Source organism: Paenibacillus sp. GCM10027626, assembly GCF_042676285.1.
In the GTDB taxonomy this organism is placed as follows: domain Bacteria; phylum Bacillota; class Bacilli; order Paenibacillales; family Paenibacillaceae; genus Paenibacillus_Z.
In genome coordinates this window covers 59,189-76,752 of the sequence record NZ_JBHTHC010000007.1, presented here as the reverse complement: position 1 = coordinate 76,752, position 17,564 = coordinate 59,189, and the positions used below count along the sequence as shown (strand labels likewise).

Annotated in this window: 13 protein-coding genes, 1 pseudogene and 1 riboswitch; of the genes and pseudogenes, 5 read left to right on the top strand and 9 right to left on the bottom strand. The window is 47.5% G+C overall.

Features of this window, described 5'->3' with window-relative positions; translation table 11 throughout:
* The first annotated feature begins 92 nt into the window (after nucleotides 1-92).
* A complete protein-coding gene (locus ACFQ0N_RS15110; RefSeq protein WP_379327464.1) occupies nucleotides 93-1,007 on the top strand; it encodes a GNAT family N-acetyltransferase in 915 nt (304 codons plus the stop codon).
* 95 nt (nucleotides 1,008-1,102) lie between these two features.
* Nucleotides 1,103-2,029 carry a phosphotransferase family protein gene (locus ACFQ0N_RS15105; protein WP_379327462.1) on the top strand — a complete coding sequence of 309 codons (927 nt, stop codon included), beginning with the start codon at nucleotides 1,103-1,105 and terminating at the stop codon, nucleotides 2,027-2,029.
* Between the two features lie 26 nt (nucleotides 2,030-2,055).
* Here ACFQ0N_RS15105 and ACFQ0N_RS15100 read toward each other — a convergent pair whose 3' ends face one another.
* Together ACFQ0N_RS15100 and ACFQ0N_RS15095 are read right to left on the bottom strand one after the other, a co-directional pair.
* Entirely contained in the window at nucleotides 2,056-2,391 is a 336-nt protein-coding gene (locus ACFQ0N_RS15100) for a hypothetical protein (protein ID WP_379327460.1), read from the bottom strand.
* 84 nt (nucleotides 2,392-2,475) lie between these two features.
* Nucleotides 2,476-3,387: an EamA family transporter gene (locus tag ACFQ0N_RS15095; RefSeq protein ID WP_379327458.1), complete on the bottom strand. Its 912-nt coding sequence runs from the start codon at nucleotides 3,385-3,387 to the stop codon at nucleotides 2,476-2,478.
* Between the two features lie 332 nt (nucleotides 3,388-3,719).
* On the opposite strand from ACFQ0N_RS15095, the gene ACFQ0N_RS15090 reads away from it, so the two are divergent.
* Together ACFQ0N_RS15090 and ACFQ0N_RS15085 are read left to right on the top strand one after the other, a co-directional pair.
* Nucleotides 3,720-5,462: a histidine kinase N-terminal 7TM domain-containing diguanylate cyclase gene (locus ACFQ0N_RS15090; RefSeq protein ID WP_379327456.1), complete on the top strand. Its 1,743-nt coding sequence runs from the start codon at nucleotides 3,720-3,722 to the stop codon at nucleotides 5,460-5,462.
* 1,275 nt (nucleotides 5,463-6,737) lie between these two features.
* Nucleotides 6,738-7,640: an aldo/keto reductase gene (locus tag ACFQ0N_RS15085; RefSeq protein ID WP_379327454.1), complete on the top strand. Its 903-nt coding sequence runs from the start codon at nucleotides 6,738-6,740 to the stop codon at nucleotides 7,638-7,640.
* 280 nt (nucleotides 7,641-7,920) lie between these two features.
* On the opposite strand, the gene ACFQ0N_RS15080 is transcribed toward ACFQ0N_RS15085, so the two are convergent.
* The 7 genes from ACFQ0N_RS15080 to ACFQ0N_RS15050 form a co-directional block, all read right to left on the bottom strand.
* Complete coding sequence (locus ACFQ0N_RS15080; RefSeq protein WP_379327452.1) at nucleotides 7,921-9,015, bottom strand: glycosyltransferase family 4 protein; 1,095 nt, start codon at nucleotides 9,013-9,015, stop codon at nucleotides 7,921-7,923.
* Nucleotides 9,012-9,803, bottom strand: a complete 792-nt coding sequence (locus ACFQ0N_RS15075) for a YheC/YheD family protein (RefSeq protein ID WP_379327450.1) — start codon at nucleotides 9,801-9,803, stop codon at nucleotides 9,012-9,014. The genes ACFQ0N_RS15080 and ACFQ0N_RS15075 overlap by 4 nt, the downstream gene beginning before the upstream one ends.
* A 48-nt stretch (nucleotides 9,804-9,851) precedes the next feature.
* Nucleotides 9,852-10,853: a phosphotransferase gene (locus ACFQ0N_RS15070; protein ID WP_379327448.1), complete on the bottom strand. Its 1,002-nt coding sequence runs from the start codon at nucleotides 10,851-10,853 to the stop codon at nucleotides 9,852-9,854.
* Entirely contained in the window at nucleotides 10,850-11,983 is a 1,134-nt protein-coding gene (locus tag ACFQ0N_RS15065; protein WP_379327446.1) for a glycosyltransferase family 4 protein, read from the bottom strand. Before ACFQ0N_RS15065 ends, ACFQ0N_RS15070 begins: the two co-directional genes overlap by 4 nt.
* Before the next feature lie 185 nt (nucleotides 11,984-12,168).
* Nucleotides 12,169-12,771 (bottom strand): DedA family protein, encoded by a 603-nt coding sequence (locus tag ACFQ0N_RS15060; protein WP_379327444.1) that lies wholly within the window; start codon nucleotides 12,769-12,771, stop codon nucleotides 12,169-12,171.
* Between the two features lie 111 nt (nucleotides 12,772-12,882).
* Entirely contained in the window at nucleotides 12,883-13,584 is a 702-nt protein-coding gene (locus tag ACFQ0N_RS15055) for a response regulator (protein WP_379327442.1), read from the bottom strand.
* Nucleotides 13,571-15,142 carry an ATP-binding protein gene (locus ACFQ0N_RS15050; RefSeq protein WP_379327440.1) on the bottom strand — a complete coding sequence of 524 codons (1,572 nt, stop codon included), beginning with the start codon at nucleotides 15,140-15,142 and terminating at the stop codon, nucleotides 13,571-13,573. The genes ACFQ0N_RS15055 and ACFQ0N_RS15050 overlap by 14 nt, the downstream gene beginning before the upstream one ends.
* A gap of 340 nt (nucleotides 15,143-15,482) precedes the next feature.
* Nucleotides 15,483-15,646, top strand: a riboswitch (cyclic di-AMP (ydaO/yuaA leader).
* A 235-nt stretch (nucleotides 15,647-15,881) separates the two neighbouring features.
* Here ACFQ0N_RS15050 and kdpA point away from each other — a divergent pair.
* Nucleotides 15,882-17,563: pseudogene (gene kdpA / locus ACFQ0N_RS15045) on the top strand (potassium-transporting ATPase subunit KdpA).
* The last annotated feature ends 1 nt before the right edge of the window (nucleotide 17,564 follow it).

Here is a 17,564-nt window from a genome sequence, read left to right as displayed (position 1 = left end):
TAGAAAATGATTATAAACCGTTTTGAACATTTCATAAACTTTTCCGGCAATTTACAATTGAATTAATATGTGAAGAGAAGAGGTTATCTGAGATGACAGTGATGTTTCGTCCGTATGAAAATAGCAATGATTTCTCGGCACTTCGCAGTTTAATCATGCAAAAATTTGCCGATCCCAAGCGCCGGTTTTATCCGAGTCTTGGAGATCTCGATTACAATCGTTCTTTTGGCGGAGATCCCTTTTTCAAAAACTTAACGATTTGTGAAAGAGATGACGGAACAATTATCGGCGCCGTTTGGCCAGGACATTATAGAATTTTATATTGTTTTACAGGTCCTGAGTTTTCGCATCTTGAAGATGAAATATTTGCTTGGGCGGAGAAAAAGTATTGTGGAACCGCGTTAGAAGATCGAAGCGGGGAAGAAGTGTACATTTGGGCATATTCAAAAGACCTGACAAGGGTGAAAATTTTATCAGACAGAGGTTACACCCAACACACTTGGTACATGTACTCAGGAGTAATTGACCTTAATTCCAATATTCCAGAACCGCGATTTCCAGAAGGGTATACAGTTCGACCTATTCAAGATGGCGATCTGTCGCAAAAAGTTATCATCATGAGGGGATCTGCCGGTTTGACAGCACCTACGATGGATATTTACAAACGGTTGATGTCTAGTCCGACATACAAGCAAGAATTAGATCTAGTAGTTGTTACTGAAAATAATGAGGTGGTGGGATTTGCGAATATATGGCAAGATGTTCAAAATAATATTGCAATTATTGAACCATTTGGAACAGTTGAATCTCACAGGAGAAAAGGGCTGGCGACTAACTTGTTGTACGAAAGCATGCATCGGTTAAAAAGGTTAGGGATCAGCGAACTTTACATCAATCATGGCGGGTTATGGACCTTAGATTCTGAGCCTGATGATGCCATGCGCGTGTATAGCAAGGTCGGATTTCAGGAATTTGGAAGAATGTTTGTTTGGTGCAAGCCTAAGTAATCTGCCGGCTTGAGAGGAGGAAATAAGCTCTCCTCGAAGAATAGTATTCGAACGAGATTATGATTGGAATTTTTGCATGAGGAGTGTGATCCGTCATGTCTGAATATAAAAAACCGAATATAACGGTTAAAGATGTGGAAAGTATGGTGAGCGATCTTTTTGGCTCGAAGGCAATAGAAGTGACACCTTTAGAAGGAGGAAATCTGAGCAGCGTTTTTTCTTTCCTCATTAAAGGGAAAGGCTGCGTCGTCAAATTTAGCGACTTAACAGGGGCTTATGATACGGAAAGCTTTATTTCGGAGCTGTTAACACGCCAGGGAGTCCCTTTTCCCAAGTGTCTTGGACAAGGAAAATGGCAATCTTTATCATACTCAATACTGGAAAGAATTGAGGGGGGAAATTTAGCTGATTGTAGTGCGGAGCAGCAGCTCTGCCAGCTTCCGGAGCTTATCGGGATTTTGACTCGAATGAACCGCGTAGAGCTCGGAGCAACAACCGGATATGGGTGGATCGAGCCGGGCGGAAATGGAAAATATGCCACTTGGAAGGACTACATGGTGGCAACTTTCGCGGAGGATCAGGCCGGGACATTTTGGGAAGGATGGTATGACTTATTCCAGACAACCTGCTTGGAAAAAGACGTTTTTGATGAATGCTATAGCCGTTTGATGGCATATTGCTCCTACAATGAACCGCACCGCCATTTTATTCATGGTGATTTTCACCCTTGGAATATTTTGTCGGACAGTCAGCACATAACCGGCATTATCGATGGAAATTGTGCCTATGGCGATTTTCTTGTGGATCTCGCCACACTGGAAGGAACGATGCCGAAAGTTAATGTGGTTCAAGCTTATGTGGACTACCAGGAGCAAGCCGGAATTCATATCCCCGACTTCAAGGAAAGATTAATCGGCGCCCATTACTTCAAAGGTATGGACGGGCTTCGCTTTTACGCCAAGATGGGGTGGAAAGATTCTTACTGCCACGTTCGCGATTTTCTGTTAAATTTGACGCATTAAATTATTTTGTTCAGCTTCCGTTCAGCTTATGTTTTGCTGTCATTCAGGTATTCTGCCGCCAGCCGCTCGTTCATTTTGACAAATGCTTTGGAATAGCTCAGATTACCAAGATGGCTGACAGGGTTGTAGCGAATCTCTCCCGCAAGCATAAGCGCCAAAATGATAGGCCCTGCTCCGCAAATGCAAAGAATTATGCGCAGCCATCTGTACTTGGGTACTTTTATAATGCCGTCCATCTTGAACAGTTTTTTGATCGTGCACAAAAAAATCGCCAATGTCGATAAGTAAATCAATAACGCCAGAATAGAAGTATCTCCGCTAACCGCATTGATGACGGCAATAAGGAGACTTGCGGCCGGCAAAAAATCCAGCCATCTGTAGTACCTGCGAGGTAGCGGAACTGAACAATACCTGAACGGAAGCTTAATCTTTTAGCTCGAATTTTGTCATAAAGCAGAACTTTTTTGTAGAGATTCTGATTTTATTTTGCCGGTTGGGCGCGTTGCATTACCGGCCGCAATTCCGCCCAAGATAAGCACAACTCCAATCCATTGCGGGGCGCTGACCGTTTCAGCTAATACCAACGAAGACATAGAAACGGCTACCGGCAGCTCGGAAGCGGTTAAGATCGTGCCTAGTCCCGGTCCGATATGCGGCATGCCAATTGAAAATAACAGGGGAGGGAGGACGACGCCAAAAAAGCCAAGCAGCAATCCATAAGGCGCTACCCCCGCCAAGACAGGCAAGTCAAAGAGAAACACCGGCGGAAATAGTACAAAAACCACGATCAGGCCGCCTGTAGAGAGCAAAGCGCTTTTTAGTACGGGCGGTGTATCTTTCCCGACCATACTGCTAAGAAAAATAAAGGTTGTAAATGTGAAAGCCGCAAGCAGTCCCCATACTGCCCCTTGCCAGGATAGATGGATTCCGCCTTTCGAAACCAGGCCTGCAGCCAGAACGGAGCCGATCAAAAGAATGGCGATCGAAGCCAACTTTCCTTTTGTCGGCTTTTTCTTATGAAATACCCGCTCAAACAGAGTGCCAATCCACACAAATTGAAAAAGAAAAATGATGGCCAGCGAAGCATTTAGGGTTTGCAGGGCTTGATAGTAAAACACGCCCGTCAAGCCGAATGGAATCCCGGATAATAGCAGCTTGTACGTTTGTTTTACCGATATTTTCTGTTTTTTTGTAAACAGAAATAGTGCCCAAGCGAGCAATGTGCCAAACAAATATTGGCCGCCTGATACCTCTGTCGCCGAATAGCCTGCCGAGTAGGCTAATTTAACAAATGTCGATAAAATTCCGTAGCAGCATCCCCCCAGAAAAACGATGAATGCATAATGCCAGGTTTTCATGATGTTGCCCCCTTTTTTGAAATAAAAAAGCCACACAGCTGCCCATCGGCAGCTGTGTGGCGAAAAATAGGGTTTCCCCTAGAAAAATCCACGTCCTGTAAAGGTTTTATTATACAATTTCCTTCATAGTATAAAATCAGCGATGCAGTTTGTCAATCAATAACAAAATGACATAGCCCCCTTAATAACGATGGCCAATTTAGAATACTCGTCATACTCTGGCTGCTCATGGAGCATTGTCCGGCATAGGCCAGCTATGGTAACATCGAGTTAAGAGTCTGCCGGGTTATTTTACCGGCAAACCACCCGTATGGTTGGGAGTCTATTACTGCATGGGAACACCTTACTCGGCTATCCTTACACTTATTGTTACTGCTGGCGTTTTGAATGTTATCATGGGTCTCTTTGTCATTTCCGGAAAATCGAAGCTCACGATGGTCAAAAGTTTCTTCATATTTTGTATTTTGGCGGCAATTTATACGTTTGGTTCGGCTTTGGAGCATGCCAGCGGTTCATTGGAAGAGATTAAATTTTGGATCATGGTTGAATATTTAGGGATGCCGTTTCTGCCGCCGCTTAACTTGTTAATTATTATGTCTTATCTTGGGATGGAACGGTATTTGAAACGTGGCCTATGGATTGCGATGTTCGCCATCCCGGCCGCAACTCTGCTGCTGGTTATGACCAATGAAATCCATCATTTTTATTATCGCGACGTTTTTCTTCGTCCAGGCACACCGTATCTGAAAGCGGATGTCGTTGCGGGTCCCTGGTACATCATCCAAGGCGCTTATACTTTTGCTTGCATGTTCGGCGGTGTTGTGCTGCTGCTGCGGGGTTGGAGCAAGATGCGATCCTACCGTTTCCAGCTTGGTACGATGCTGATCGGCTTAATTTTGCCGCTGGCAGGCGATTTTTTTTATCTTGGCGGATTGACGCCTGACGGGATGGACCCGATTCCTGTCATTATGACGATCACTTCCGCGTTTTATCTGTGGGCGCTTACATCGAAGGGCTTGTTTCATGTAGCGCCGATCGCGCGAGATAACCTGTTTACAAGTATGCGTGACGGTGTCATTGTGCTTGACCGGAACGACCGGCTAGTGGATTATAATCCGGAAGCGGCCGCGATGATGCCTGAACTGAGCGCTGCTTCAATCGGACAACCATTGTATGATTTATGGCGTCTTCACACGGACGATCCGATCTTCAGTATGTTGGGACGGAAGGGGAACGATGAGACAACTGATATTCAGGAGATTCAATGGCAGTCAGGCGGCGCAATGTTCAATTACCAGATCCGCTCCTCCATCGTACGAAATCAGGGAGGCCAGGAAGTTGGCCGATTGATCGTTCTTATCGACGTAACAGAACGTGCCCGTCTTCAGGAGGAACTGCGGCAGATGGCCTACTACGATGGTTTGACGCGCATCTATAACCGGGCACATTTTATAAAACAGAGTAATATGCTGATTTGCGAAGCAGTCCGCAGCGGGCAGCCGTTATCATTTTTACTGTTCGATATCGATCACTTCAAGCGCATCAACGACAATTTCGGCCATGACATTGGCGATCAGGCGCTGCTGCACATTGTTGCCGTATGCCTCAAGGTTCTGAGGCCTGATGACTTGTTTGCACGCTATGGCGGCGAAGAATTCGTCATCGCCATGCCAAGCGTGACAGCGGAAGCGGCCGCAATGGCAGCAGATCGCATTCGCGCGGCACTAGCGGCTCAACCGATGCTTGCACCGCAGGGGCTGCTGTCGATCACCGCCAGCTTCGGCGTGTCAGCAATGGTACCGAACAAAGGGAACGTCCCTGGGGAAGTTGGGGGTTGGTTCGCCGGCTCTGCAGAAGTGTTGGCGGAAACGGCGGCGGCGATAGCTGCCTCTGCGGACACAGAAATATCTGGAGCTGCTGAAGGTGCAGAAGCCGCGAACATGAAAGTTTCTATGAAAGATGCGGCTTGGCAGAGCGCTGTGCTGCAGCAACTGCTGAAGCAGGCGGATCATGCACTTTATGAAGCAAAACGCTCCGGCCGAAACACTGTACGGATTGCGGAACCGGAACTGTAGCTTGCCAGCTGATCGTGGTCTGGCTGCCTGGCTAACGAACCTGAGACACGCTACTGGCCGAAAAATCGGCTTGCTCCGCGTGTAACGAACCTGGGACACGCTATTGCTGGAAAAAAGGCGGGGAAGCGGCCGATTTTCGGTGAATAACGATCCGTAGATTCGTTACAGCCCACAAGCCCCCATTTTGAGCCGAATAAGGGTTGTCAGGTTCGTTAGCTGCCAAGCCAACAGACAAAAACGTGCTGCGAAAGTTGAGATAATAATTAATGGCATTAACTTTATTGTTAATGCCATTAATTATTATCCGAACCAACCCATTCAACGAAGAGATCTCGTGATGCGATATTATTTTTATTGATGCTCAAAATCATGACATTCACATTGAAATCTGGAATAAGCACAATGTAATATGAAGCTATTGCCATTGGCGGATGAGGCCTTGTCGGGTTAACGAAACGTCAACACGCTAATGACTTGAAATCCCCCTTGTTGCTCATGTAACGACTGTCTATTAACTGTAGACAAAGTCTTACTTATGGAAAGGTGCGCGAAGCGACCTGACCGGACCGTAGATCCGCAACATGCCAAAAGGGCTGGGCGGCGGACCCTGGTTCCGTTATTTGCCTCAATTTCCCGAACAAATTAGAGAAAAACAGTAAATAACGGATTCTCTGTCCGCCAAAACCTCCAATCACCTGTTTTTCGAGCAAATAACGGATCGTAGGTCCGCATGTCTCAAAGTTGGTCGCTCGTATCCACCTCCTTGAACACGCCTTGGACGATTGTCAGCCTTCATAGGTTCGCCCGATTACTTGGAGCCCCTCCAGCAACGCTCGAAAAGGTTTTGACTTCGTCACTTGGCGTAGTTTATACAACATTTCGTCCTATGAGCAATTGGCAGAGCGTGTCGCTGGAGGCGATGTGCGCAGAGGTTCGAGCCCCAAAGGGTTTAAGCCAGAGAGCTGTTTGACGGAAGCCACAGACCTTATTTCACCAATAACCCCCTTTTTGAAAATCTAACGGATCTGAGCGATCTTAATTGGACGTTTTCTGACGAAATCGTGCTCCTAATCATCAAATAACGGCGTACAGATCCGTTACAATTTCAGATCGGTCAAAATATTGAAAATAGCGGCCGTGACATCCGTCCCTCGTTCATGCTCGAAGAGCTCAGCAGCAAAGCTATAACACGCATAAATTATGATATAATTACCGAATAGCAGGGGGAAATTGTATCTTTCCCCGTATTTTTTGCCAGAAGGAGAGGTACATAACATGAAGATGAACCATTTGGGCACTTCTGGACTGATCGTCGGAGAGATTGGACTCGGCTGCATGTCCTTGGGTACAGAGGAGCGCAAGGCTGTTGCGCTTATTCATGAGGCTTTGGAGCAAGGCGTTAATTTGTTGGATACGGCTGATTTGTACGACAGCGGGCGCAATGAGGAGCTTGTAGGCAAGGCTATTCGGGGGAGAAGGGAACAGGTGGTGCTTGCGACGAAGGTCGGCAACCGGAGAGTCCCAGGACAGGAGGGCTGGGTCTGGGACCCATCTAAAACCTATATTCTCGCGGCGGTAAAAGAAAGCTTGAAAAGACTTGGGACGGATTACATTGACCTGTATCAGCTGCATGGGGGAACGATTGACGATCCGATCGACGAGACGATAGCGGCCTTCGAGCAATTGAAGCAGGAAGGGCTAATTAGGGAATACGGAATTTCGTCGATTCGGCCCAATGTTATCCGCGAGTATGCTGCAAGATCCGGGGCAGTGAGCGTCATGAACGCATACAACATTGTTGACCGGAGGGCTGAGGAGGCTGTGCTGCCTTTGCTGCAGGAAAATAAGATAAGTGTTATCGCTAGAGGACCTCTGGCCAGCGGAGCTCTTGCGGCAGGCAGGCAGCCGGTCAAGGGAGTGCACGGCTATGAATTGGCGGAGCTAGAGGCGCTGCGCAAGCAACTGCAAGAGCTGGAGCGGCCGGGAAGAAACCTTACCCAGCTTGCCATTCGTTATTCACTCAGTCATCCGGCCGTTGCCGCGGTAATTCCTGGAGCCAGCTCGCGCGAGCAACTGCTGCAGAATATTGCTGCCGCCTCGGTGGAGGAGCTGTCAGGAGAGGAATTGCAGCTCATTCGCCGAATCAGTAAAGCGGGCAGGTATGAGCAGCATCGATAAGACATCAGGTTCGATGGAACGGAACTGTCCAACAATACAAAACAGCTCCAGGTAGGTTTTGCCCGGAGCTGTTTGACCAGATGCTTACGGATTATGCATAAAAAAAGCTCGTCTACCTGCACAAATTCAAAGCCAGGAAAGAAGCCAAGGAATGGAAAAAAACCACTCCTCCATCGGGTATCTTACGTCTAATATATGCGAATATATGATCCGTTCCGCTGCGTAATTTTCTCGGTTTTAAGGTTCAGTCTATTGACAAAAGTCTAGTACTTTTGAATATTCATCTTTCGGACTCGTAAACGAGTTTGAGTTTAGAGGCAGTTGCACGCCAACTAAACTTTTTCAAGGCAACCTTGCGAGCCTCCTTCTTCATATTCCTATAGAGCGGTTTGTTTTTGATTAACTGCGCAATCGCATCAGCAAAAGCTTGGGGCTTGCGATATTGTTTGACCAGCAGCCCGGTACGGCCGTGCTCGACAATCTCTTTGATGCCGCCATTATTCGATGCAACGACAGGAAGGCCGCTGGCCATTGCCTCGATATTAACAAGACCAAACGCTTCATGTTTTTGTGAAGGACAAACGAATAAGTCGCCTTGCTTGAATATGCGATGGATACGATGGTGGGGTACCGTCCCAAGAAAACGAGCGCGTACTCCAAGTCCGCTTGAGATGGATTGCAAACGTTTGGTGTACTGGCGACGCGTCGATCCTCCGGCAATAATCACTTGGATCGGTTCGGATACCCGGCTTCGGACCAGCTTAGCTGCCTTCAGCAAAACAGGAACGCCTTTGCGAGGGATAAGCCTGCCGGCAAACAACAAAGTGAAAGCACGGCGAGGAGCGCGTTTTGTTGACGGGGTAAATCGTGACGTATCGACGCCGAGCCATGCTACCCGAATTTTGTTTGATACCTTTGGAAAGCGGGCAGAAAGCTGATTTTTAAGCGATGCGCTGTTGGCAATAATCAAGTCGGCTTTCCGCAAGCCCTCCCTCGCCGCAGCACGGCTTGCATAGGGTGGTTTAACGAAAGTCAGCGAGTGAAGAAATAAGGATACTGTAGTATTTGGAAACATGGATTTGATCGGTCCAACAAATTTCGGCCGGTTGTCGATTTGCACAATATCAAAACTGCGTCCCTTCAAGAATCGTTTTACATTGGCCAAATATTTCATTGGACCGCCGGCAGGAACGCGGTGAATGTGGATCTTGCCTATAACGGAATGTTGAGGATAACGGCGATGCGCTCTACTGACAATCGTAACCGAATGCCATTTACTCAATTCCTTGGCGATGGCCAGTATCGAAATTTCGACTGAACCGCCCAAAATCGGAGGGATGGGAATGGCTTCGGGAGCAATAATGACGATTTTCACTGCGAATTCCTCCTTGCTTTTCGCAACATTCGCAAATTCGTCTTATGATACCGAAGCACTTTGCGATAGACACTTCGTTTTTTCAAATGCCGAAAAATGTAAGGATCCGGTTTTGTATTCAACTCGATAATCCATGGTTTTATGTCTGTATCCACCCCGACATCCGCACCGATTTCAGAAACGTACGGGTACTTTCGACTTAGTGCCCTCGCAGCTTTTTCTCCCACTTTGGCTAAAATACGCTCGAATTCCAGAACTTTTGCGGCGCCAAGATGAGGTTTTAACAGTGAAATAACGGGTTTCGGCGTTCCGCCGCCATGATAGTTTGTAATGATTTTTGAGGGATGTGCAACGCGACCTATAATGCCGGTTGTTTCCCACTTCATCTTCGCATTTCGTTGTACCATAACCCGGATGTCAAATCTGCGACCTTTGTGCTTCAATAACTGGACCCCTTTTTGTACCAGGTAAGGACCGTTTTTTTTATTTTTCAGAATTGATTGGTACATGGAGTCGAACGACTTAAAAGTTCTTTTTTTTCGATCGAGTTGGTAAGTGAAAACCGTACCGCGCGATCCACTGCTTTGTTCCACGCGCATAACTCCATTTCCGAAACTTCCCAACACCGGCTTTATATAAACCATGGAATAACGATTTAACATTCGGCGTAGCGATGTGGCGCTCATACGTTTTGTATCCGGTACGAGAGCCTGCAACTCTTTGTCTTGTAAAAGTGCTTTCGTTTTGATCCATTTGTCGCCCAAATAACGTCCTGTTGTTTTTTTCATAAGGGTTCCTTTTCTTCGAGTATTTTTTCTTTACTGTCCTGTTGCAGATCAATGTCTCGCTGCATATTCCTCTAGTTTTTGCAGAAAAGGGCCGATTCTCCGTTCACTCTCAAGCGCCCACTGTAGCCGGCTTTTTGTGAACGGAAATCTCTTGGAGGAGCCAAGCACTAAATAAGTCGTTAACGGAAAGCGCAGCCAGACACGAATAAGTTTATAATCGGTTTTGTTCAGTTTCGTGACCTTGCGGTAACCATCCAAAATTGCTTTTGCAATCGAAAAATTCCATCGGTAGTCTTTGCATGAATTATAAATCACCCGATATAAATCGTAGGCGCGCAGATCGACATGCAACGTTTCGAAATCAATAAGGTACGTGCCTTTGGCTTTTATAATAAAATTGCTCGGTCCTCCATCCCCATGACACAATACTCCGTTTTGTCGACGACTTTGTCGGTAGGACTCATATCCACTGCTTCGTAAAAATGCTTTCGCTTGGTTTGCATAACGCAGAATCTCTGATCCATGCTGTTGGATAAATCGGCTAATCGGCAGACTAAAGCCATTCCTCTTTGCTTTTGCAATCTTTTTTTGAATATATCGGTGCTGGGTATGCAATGTGGAATACCAGGTTCCAATCTCGCTATAGGCAATTTTTCCTTTTAGCGCAGATTGCCCTGCCTTATGAAATCGGGCTAATGCAATACCGCATGCCCGCATATCCGTTAAAGAGAGCGGCGAAGGTTTCCTCCCTGAGATCCAAGGCGTCAGTACGAAGAGCTCTCCCTTTTGCGATATTGCATATGGTTTACGCCCTTCCGGCTTTTGTGGATTGCGCCAAGCTAGAAGAGGGCCATTCCGTTGGACGCGCAGCAGTGTTCGATCAATCCATCGTAACCGTGCAAGCTGTTTCGCCATGCGTTTCAGGCTGAATGTTCGTCCGTTTGGGGTTACAATCCGGTATATTCCTCCTCGGATTTGCTTTTGTACACTTACCTTTACCTCAAACTGTTTCACAAGTTTTGTAACATGGATTTTCGAGAAATCACTCATGTAGGCCCGCCTTTCTTCAAGTTCGAAAATAGTGAAAGGTACTTGTGGGCGATTACAGGCCATCTGTACAGGGCGGCAGTCGCACGAGCATTGACTGCCCGCTTTCTTGATTGTGATGGGTTGTTCCAGAACGACTTGATGGCACGAGCTATATGCACGCTATCTATTGAATGAATGACCTGGGCGTTTCGGGTGTTGACAAATTCCTTTAGCCCTCCCGAAAGTGTCGAAATAAGCGGAACACCGTTGGCCATAGCCTCAAGTGCAACCATGCAGAACGATTCTTCTTTGCTAGGAATAATTACGGCGCCGTAAGAACCGTACATCCGTTGTACTGTTTCGTGCGGTTTTTTTTCGACCCAGCGAATTCGCTTTAGGGCGCCAGATTGCCTTGCTAGGGTACGTAGTTTGCTCCGATAACTCGCTTTGCCGCTTCCGATTATGGTCAAATGAACTTGCCTTTTTTCCCTGGATAAGAGGGGAACGGCTTTAATTAAGGGCTCAATACCTTTTGACGGAATCAGCCTTCCTACATAGAGCAATTTGTGCGGGGCACCTGTTGAATGGTTCGATACGGGTGTCACGCCATGGGGGATGACAGCCATTTTACTTCCCTTGAGACCAGAATAAAGCCTTTTTGTTACATCGGCCTGCCAGCGACTCGGAACGACGATTCGTCTTGCGGTGCGAATCAGTTTGGCTTGGTTTTTACCATGAGGCGAAGCATTCCCCCGTGATGCCAAAGAATGACAGGTATAGACGATGGGAAGGCCGAAGCGGTCCCCAGCCATCTTGGCTGTATCGGCAAATTCTATACTATGCACATGAATAATATCGGGTTTGACGAGCTTCTCAGCGGACGCGATCCTCATAATAGCTTCGGCTTTGAATGATTTTTTGGCCCGATTGAAGTATCTTGGACTTTTTGGGAATCTGAGAATGCGTAAATTGCCGTTTGGATTTGATATCGTTAATCGATTGGAATTTCCGGGGCACAGAACTGTAACGTTTGCGCCGATTTTGCTCAACATTTTCGTCAATTGAGTGGCGACTGTTCCCAGTCCTCCGATTATTGCGGGTTGAAACTCATTCGTCATGACCCATATTTTCAATTTGCTCGTGCTCCCCATTATTCCCCTCCATAGCGACGAATTTAGAATACATATTATGTTGCTCGAACACAATTGGGGAATTAAAAATGGAAAATGTGCATTTGTTTCTGTTTTATCAGCGTACAAGCAACAATGTAATGGCAGGTTCCTGTCCATCTGTTGCCGTTAAGGAGGGGAGGAGGCGCGGTAAGGTGAGGCAGATACTAAGAAGTTATTTTTGATTTTCTGAGGCTAAGATAACCAATTATTGCCACTGCAATGAAAATGGAGACACCGATAAGATAGAGGCTGTAACGATGTAGGTAAGTACTCACCAAGAACCATTTTTCGCCTAATGTATGCCCCAGTGTGATCAGTGTAACACACCAAACAAGAGCGCCAGAATAGGCAATCAACATAAATTTACGGATCTGCAAATTGGATATTCCTGCAACATAGGCAGTAAGATGCCGCACACCCGGTATGAAAAATCCGATGAATAGCAAGAAGTTTCCGTATTTTTCAAAAAGGGTCTGAGTTCGTTGGATGCGCTTTTCGGTAATATGAAATTTAGGTCCATACTTATGCAGAAAGGGAAGCCCTAGTTTCTTGCCGATACTATAACTAATCGTAATTCCTGTTGAGGCTCCTATAAAAGCACTAACGATTGCCAGCGGATAATTCAGCGTTCCTTGAAATACATTGTAACCGACATAAGTCATCAAAACTTCATCAGGTATCGGCAAGCCTATAATGCCTAAGGATAACGCGGCAAAAATTCCCCAATAGCCATAACGGGAAATCAGTTCACTTAAATTTTGCTCCATAAAGGTCCCTCAATTCTGATTCGAATTGCGTGATAGTAATATCATCACCTTTAGTATGTAGCAGGAAACATCCACACATGCATGAAACAAAGATCGTAGTCGGGGCTTATTTTATTCCCTGGACAAGAAGCGATAGCCGATCCCCGGCTCTGTCACGATAAACTTGGGCTGGGTCGAGTCTTCTTCCAGTTTTTTGCGAAGATGTCCAATATACACTCGCAAATAATGGCTGTCTGACTCATTGTGGTTACTGCCCCACACTTGTTGAAGCAGCTGACGCTGCGTGACCACTTTCCCGGCATTGGAGGCGAGCACTTTCAAAAGATCGTATTCGGTCGGGGTCAGCTTTATGCGCTCTCCCTTCAATTCCACGATTCGCTGTGCCAAATCGATGGTCAGCTCGCCGATCTGGAGGAGGGGCTCGTTCGCCGATTTGGCCACGTGCCTTAGCGCGACACGTATTCGGGCAACCAGTTCTCCCATTCCGAACGGCTTGGTTACATAATCATCGGCGCCGCTGTCCAGCGCCACGATCTTGTCTTCCTCCCTATCTTTTGCCGTTAGTACAATGACCGGCGAATTGGACCATTCCCGGATGCGGCCAAGCACATCCATCCCGGTTATGTCCGGCAATCCGAGGTCCAGAACGATCAAGTCCGGCAACACCAAGGAAGCCTGTCGGAGACCCTCCTCTCCTGTTGAGGCTTCGTAGACGGCAAATTGATGGGCTTGCAGGGTTACTTTCAGCAGTTTGCGAATTTGGGCTTCGTCATCGACAATGAGGATGCGCGCCCCATGTTCATTCGTAGTCATGATTTTTCGTTCCCCTTTCTTGAGCTGCGGCAGGGAGGGTGTCTTGCTTGTTCAAGGGAAGCGTTATCGTCACGACGGTACCCTGTGGTTGATTCGGGTTCGCCGCGATCGTGCCCTCATGAAGCTCCACGATTCCTTTGCATATAGCGAGCCCCAATCCAGTACCAGTAATTTGCCTCGCTTTATCTGAACGGTAAAATTTTTCGAAGATCCGGTCGTATTCATACTCGTTCAGTCCGATCCCTGCATCGGAGACAGAAATGACAATCATGTCTTCCCCTATCCGTACGGACAGGACGATCTCACTGTAATCCGGACTATATTTGATCGCATTGCTGACTATATTGACCAGCATTTGCTCCAGCAGCACTTCATCGCCCAGTACGATGATGGGGCCGTCATCCGGCAGCTCGGCGCGAAGCTTGCGATGCTGCTGAAAGTCTTTGACTTGCGATAACGTGACGCCGATCAAATCTTCCACATCGCACCAATTTTTCTTCAAACGCAGCATCCCGCTCTCAAGCTGTACCATACTGAGCAAATTCACCACCAGCCGATTCATCCGAAGTGCGCCGTCCCGAATCGTGCAAAGAAGCTCCATTCGATCTTCCGAAGAGAAAAGATGCTCCCCTTCGATAAGACCGGTTGCCGAGCCGATGATGGCTGCCAAAGGGGTGCGCAGCTCATGGGAGACAGAGTTCAGAATAGCGGTACGAAGCCGTTCCGATTCTGCCGTGATTTGCGCGATTTTGGCTTCCTCCGCTAGCTTGAAACGAGCGATTGCACTGGCCGCTAAGCTCCCGAGAGCCTCAAGTAGCCGCTTTTGCTCTGTTGTGATCTCGGTCCGCTCTTGTTTCGGATAAAGTGCCATGACGCCATATTTGCGGTCCTCGGTCTGAAGCGGAATGAAATAACCCGTGACTTCGTGCAAGCGCGAAATCCTCATTCCCGCCGCCTCGCCACCGTGTTCAAACAACCGCGCCGCAACAGAGACTTCCGCATTCTCTTGCCTGTAATCGGGAAGATTGGCGGAACCATGGGCAAGCGCCAACTTGTTCCTGTCATCCGCCAAATAGATCGCAATTTCCATGTCAAAGGTCTGCGAAACCTGCCTAGAAAAATTGTCCAGCATGGAATGGATGTCCGCGTTCGCGCTCATCTGTTTGCTAAGCGCGTACAGGGCAGCGGTGTGAGCCTCCTTTTGCTTCGAATAGAGGACCTGCTGCTTCAGCCTGGCCGCCAAGCTGCCTGTTAATGCTGCAACCGCCAAATAAACGCCAAATGAAACCAGATAGCGCAAGTCCGACACGCTAAAGCTCAGGACAGGAGGTACGAAGAAGAAGTTGAAGGCCAAGACACCCAGGATTGCCGCGTAAAAAGCAGGGCCCAGTCCCCCAAAGACGGCACTGAAAAGAACCGGGAGTAGATAGATAATGGCAATATTAACTAAATCAAACGCAAGACCAAATGGTTTTAATACCATTGTCAGAAGAACGATCAGCACAGTCGTGCTTATGTAGGATCGCAGCGGCGTCCATACCGTATTCAGTCCAGGCATAACGAACCACATCCTGCTCTTTTTTTCAAAATATAAGAAAGTATAAGTTTCACCATATACATGGCTGCCTCGCGCCAAGGACCGCGTCTGCCTTTTCAGCTTGGAAGCTCACTCTCTAGGTTACCGTAAAAAAGGAGTAAAAGAAACAGGCGTAAGGTGTAAAAATTCCATAAAAATGATTGAAAAGCCTTATAAGAGTGAGAAAAACCGAGAAAAATGAAGATCTTCTGCAAAGCTTATCTTTTGCCAACCATAAACGCTATATTTTAACGGTTATACAATTGTTCTTCGCTTTACAGGTTTTTGGTCTAGGAGTAACATACGATCCATGATCTGAAAATGATTTACATCGCTGAATTCTTCGTTTGAAACGAAGGAGCGGGGGAACCAATTAAGAAGCCGGGCATACCGGCTTCATGGGGTGAATCGCCGGTAAATCCGGCGTAGGGTGACTCTTACGCCCGAATCCGGCAGCTAACCTCGTAAGCGTCTTTAAGAGAGGCAACAATTGTCGTCATTAGACACAGTGTTTTTCCTGTGCTTATGAAGCTGACGAAGAGTTCCTCTTCTGAAAGCTTCTTTTTTGTTGCCAAAATCAAGAAATCGGGATTGGAGGGAGAACGTTCATGATTGTAGTTGCCATTTTTACCGTTTTTATCTTTCTGTATCTTATTTTTGCCTTGGCGAACCCGGAAAAGTTTTAATCGCTTTTTATGAAAATGTTTGAGGAGGGCACGATATGGCCATTTTGCAGCTGATAGCGGTCATTCTGTTTTTAATCTTTCTGGTCAAACCTTTGGGGACGTACATCTTTCATGTCTTTTCCGATCAGCCCAACCGGACGGACAATATATTCGGACCGGTCGAGAAAATGATCTACAGGATAGCCGGTTTGAAAAATCGTGCGGAAATGAGCTGGAAACGGTACACGCTCAGTTTGATCTTGACCAATGTTGTCTTGGTAGTGGTCAGTTATTTGATATTACGCATGCAGAAAGGGCTGCCGCTCAACCCGAATGGCATAGATAACATGGAGCCTGCGCTTTCTTTTAATACCGTCATCAGCTTTATGACAAATACGAACCTGCAGCACTACAGCGGTGAAACGGGTCTGTCCTATTTTTCGCAAATGGCCGTCATTATGATGATGATGTTTGCATCGGGGGCAACCGGCATCGTCGTAGCGATCGCATTCATTCGGGGTCTGACGAGCAAAGGAAAAACGCTCGGCAACTTCTTCACCGATTTTGTCAAAGCGCACACGCGCCTGCTCATCCCGCTGGCTGTCATCGTGACGCTGGCGCTGGTCGCGCTGAAAGTGCCGCAAACGCTCAATCCGACCGTTCAGGCGACAACGATTGAAGGCGAGACGCAGCAAATTGCGATCGGTCCGGTAGCTTCCCTCGTATCGATCAAGCACTTGGGAACGAACGGGGGAGGATATATGGGCGTTAATTCGGCGCACCCGTTCGAAAATCCGAGCCCGCTCACGAACGTGATCGAGATGCTGTCGATGTGGTGTATTCCGGCCGCGCTTACCTATACGTTGGGCAGATTCGCGCGAAATCAAAAACAGGGCTGGATTATTTTCAGCGCGATGCTCGTGATGTTTGTCGCTTTCCTCTCGCTTGCGTACACAGCGGAAATGCGGGGGAATCCGGCTCTCAATGCGCTTGGAGTCGATGCTTCACAAGGGAATATGGAAGGCAAGGAAGTCCGGTTCGGGGTTGCGCAGTCTGCCTTGTTTACGACGGTTACGACCGCGGCGACAACCGGGTCCGTCAATAACATGCACGATACGTTGACACCGCTGGGCGGTCTTGTCCCGCTGGTGCAAATGATGCTAAACTGCGTGTTCGGCGGCGAAGGCGTGGGGCTGGTGAACATGCTCATGTATGCGATATTGGGCGTCTTCCTCTGCGGGTTGATGGTTGGCCGTACGCCGGAATTTATGGGCCGCAAAATTGAAGCCCGCGAAATGAAACTGATTGCCATCGCGATACTGGCTCATCCGTTTATTATTCTAGTGCCGACGGCCATTGCCTTTTTGACGGACTTGGGGAAAGGGGCCATCAGCAATCCCGGATTCCATGGCATATCGCAGGTGTTGTATGAATATACGTCTTCAGCTGCAAATAACGGCTCCGGCTCGAAGGTCTGGGTGACAACACGACGTTCTGGAACATTTCAACGGGATTGATCATGCTGTTCGGAAGGTACGTTTCCATCGTGGCACTGCTTGGTGTTGCCGGTTCCTTAGCGGTAAAGCAATGGGTGCCGGAAAATATCGGAACGCTCCGTACCGACACCAAAATGTTTGCGGGCATTCTCATCGGGACGGTATTGATTATCGGGGCATTGACCTTTTTGCCAACCCTTGCGCTCGGCCCGATTGCAGAGTATTTGACGCTCCAGAAATAGA

Bases quoted from the DNA above. Each gene is read 5' to 3' on its own strand.
- ACFQ0N_RS15110 (WP_379327464.1), top strand. From the start codon at position 93: ATGACAGTGATGTTTCGTCCGTATGAAAATAGCAATGATTTCTCGGCA.
- ACFQ0N_RS15105 (WP_379327462.1), top strand. From the start codon at position 1,103: ATGTCTGAATATAAAAAACCGAATATAACGGTTAAAGATGTGGAAAGT.
- ACFQ0N_RS15095 (WP_379327458.1), bottom strand. From the start codon at position 3,387: ATGAAAACCTGGCATTATGCATTCATCGTTTTTCTGGGGGGATGCTGC.
- ACFQ0N_RS15090 (WP_379327456.1), top strand. From the start codon at position 3,720: ATGGGAACACCTTACTCGGCTATCCTTACACTTATTGTTACTGCTGGC.
- ACFQ0N_RS15085 (WP_379327454.1), top strand. From the start codon at position 6,738: ATGAAGATGAACCATTTGGGCACTTCTGGACTGATCGTCGGAGAGATT.
- ACFQ0N_RS15075 (WP_379327450.1), bottom strand. From the start codon at position 9,803: ATGAAAAAAACAACAGGACGTTATTTGGGCGACAAATGGATCAAAACG.
- ACFQ0N_RS15070 (WP_379327448.1), bottom strand. From the start codon at position 10,853: ATGAGTGATTTCTCGAAAATCCATGTTACAAAACTTGTGAAACAGTTT.
- ACFQ0N_RS15065 (WP_379327446.1), bottom strand. From the start codon at position 11,983: ATGGGGAGCACGAGCAAATTGAAAATATGGGTCATGACGAATGAGTTT.
- ACFQ0N_RS15060 (WP_379327444.1), bottom strand. From the start codon at position 12,771: ATGGAGCAAAATTTAAGTGAACTGATTTCCCGTTATGGCTATTGGGGA.
- ACFQ0N_RS15055 (WP_379327442.1), bottom strand. From the start codon at position 13,584: ATGACTACGAATGAACATGGGGCGCGCATCCTCATTGTCGATGACGAA.
- ACFQ0N_RS15050 (WP_379327440.1), bottom strand. From the start codon at position 15,142: ATGCCTGGACTGAATACGGTATGGACGCCGCTGCGATCCTACATAAGC.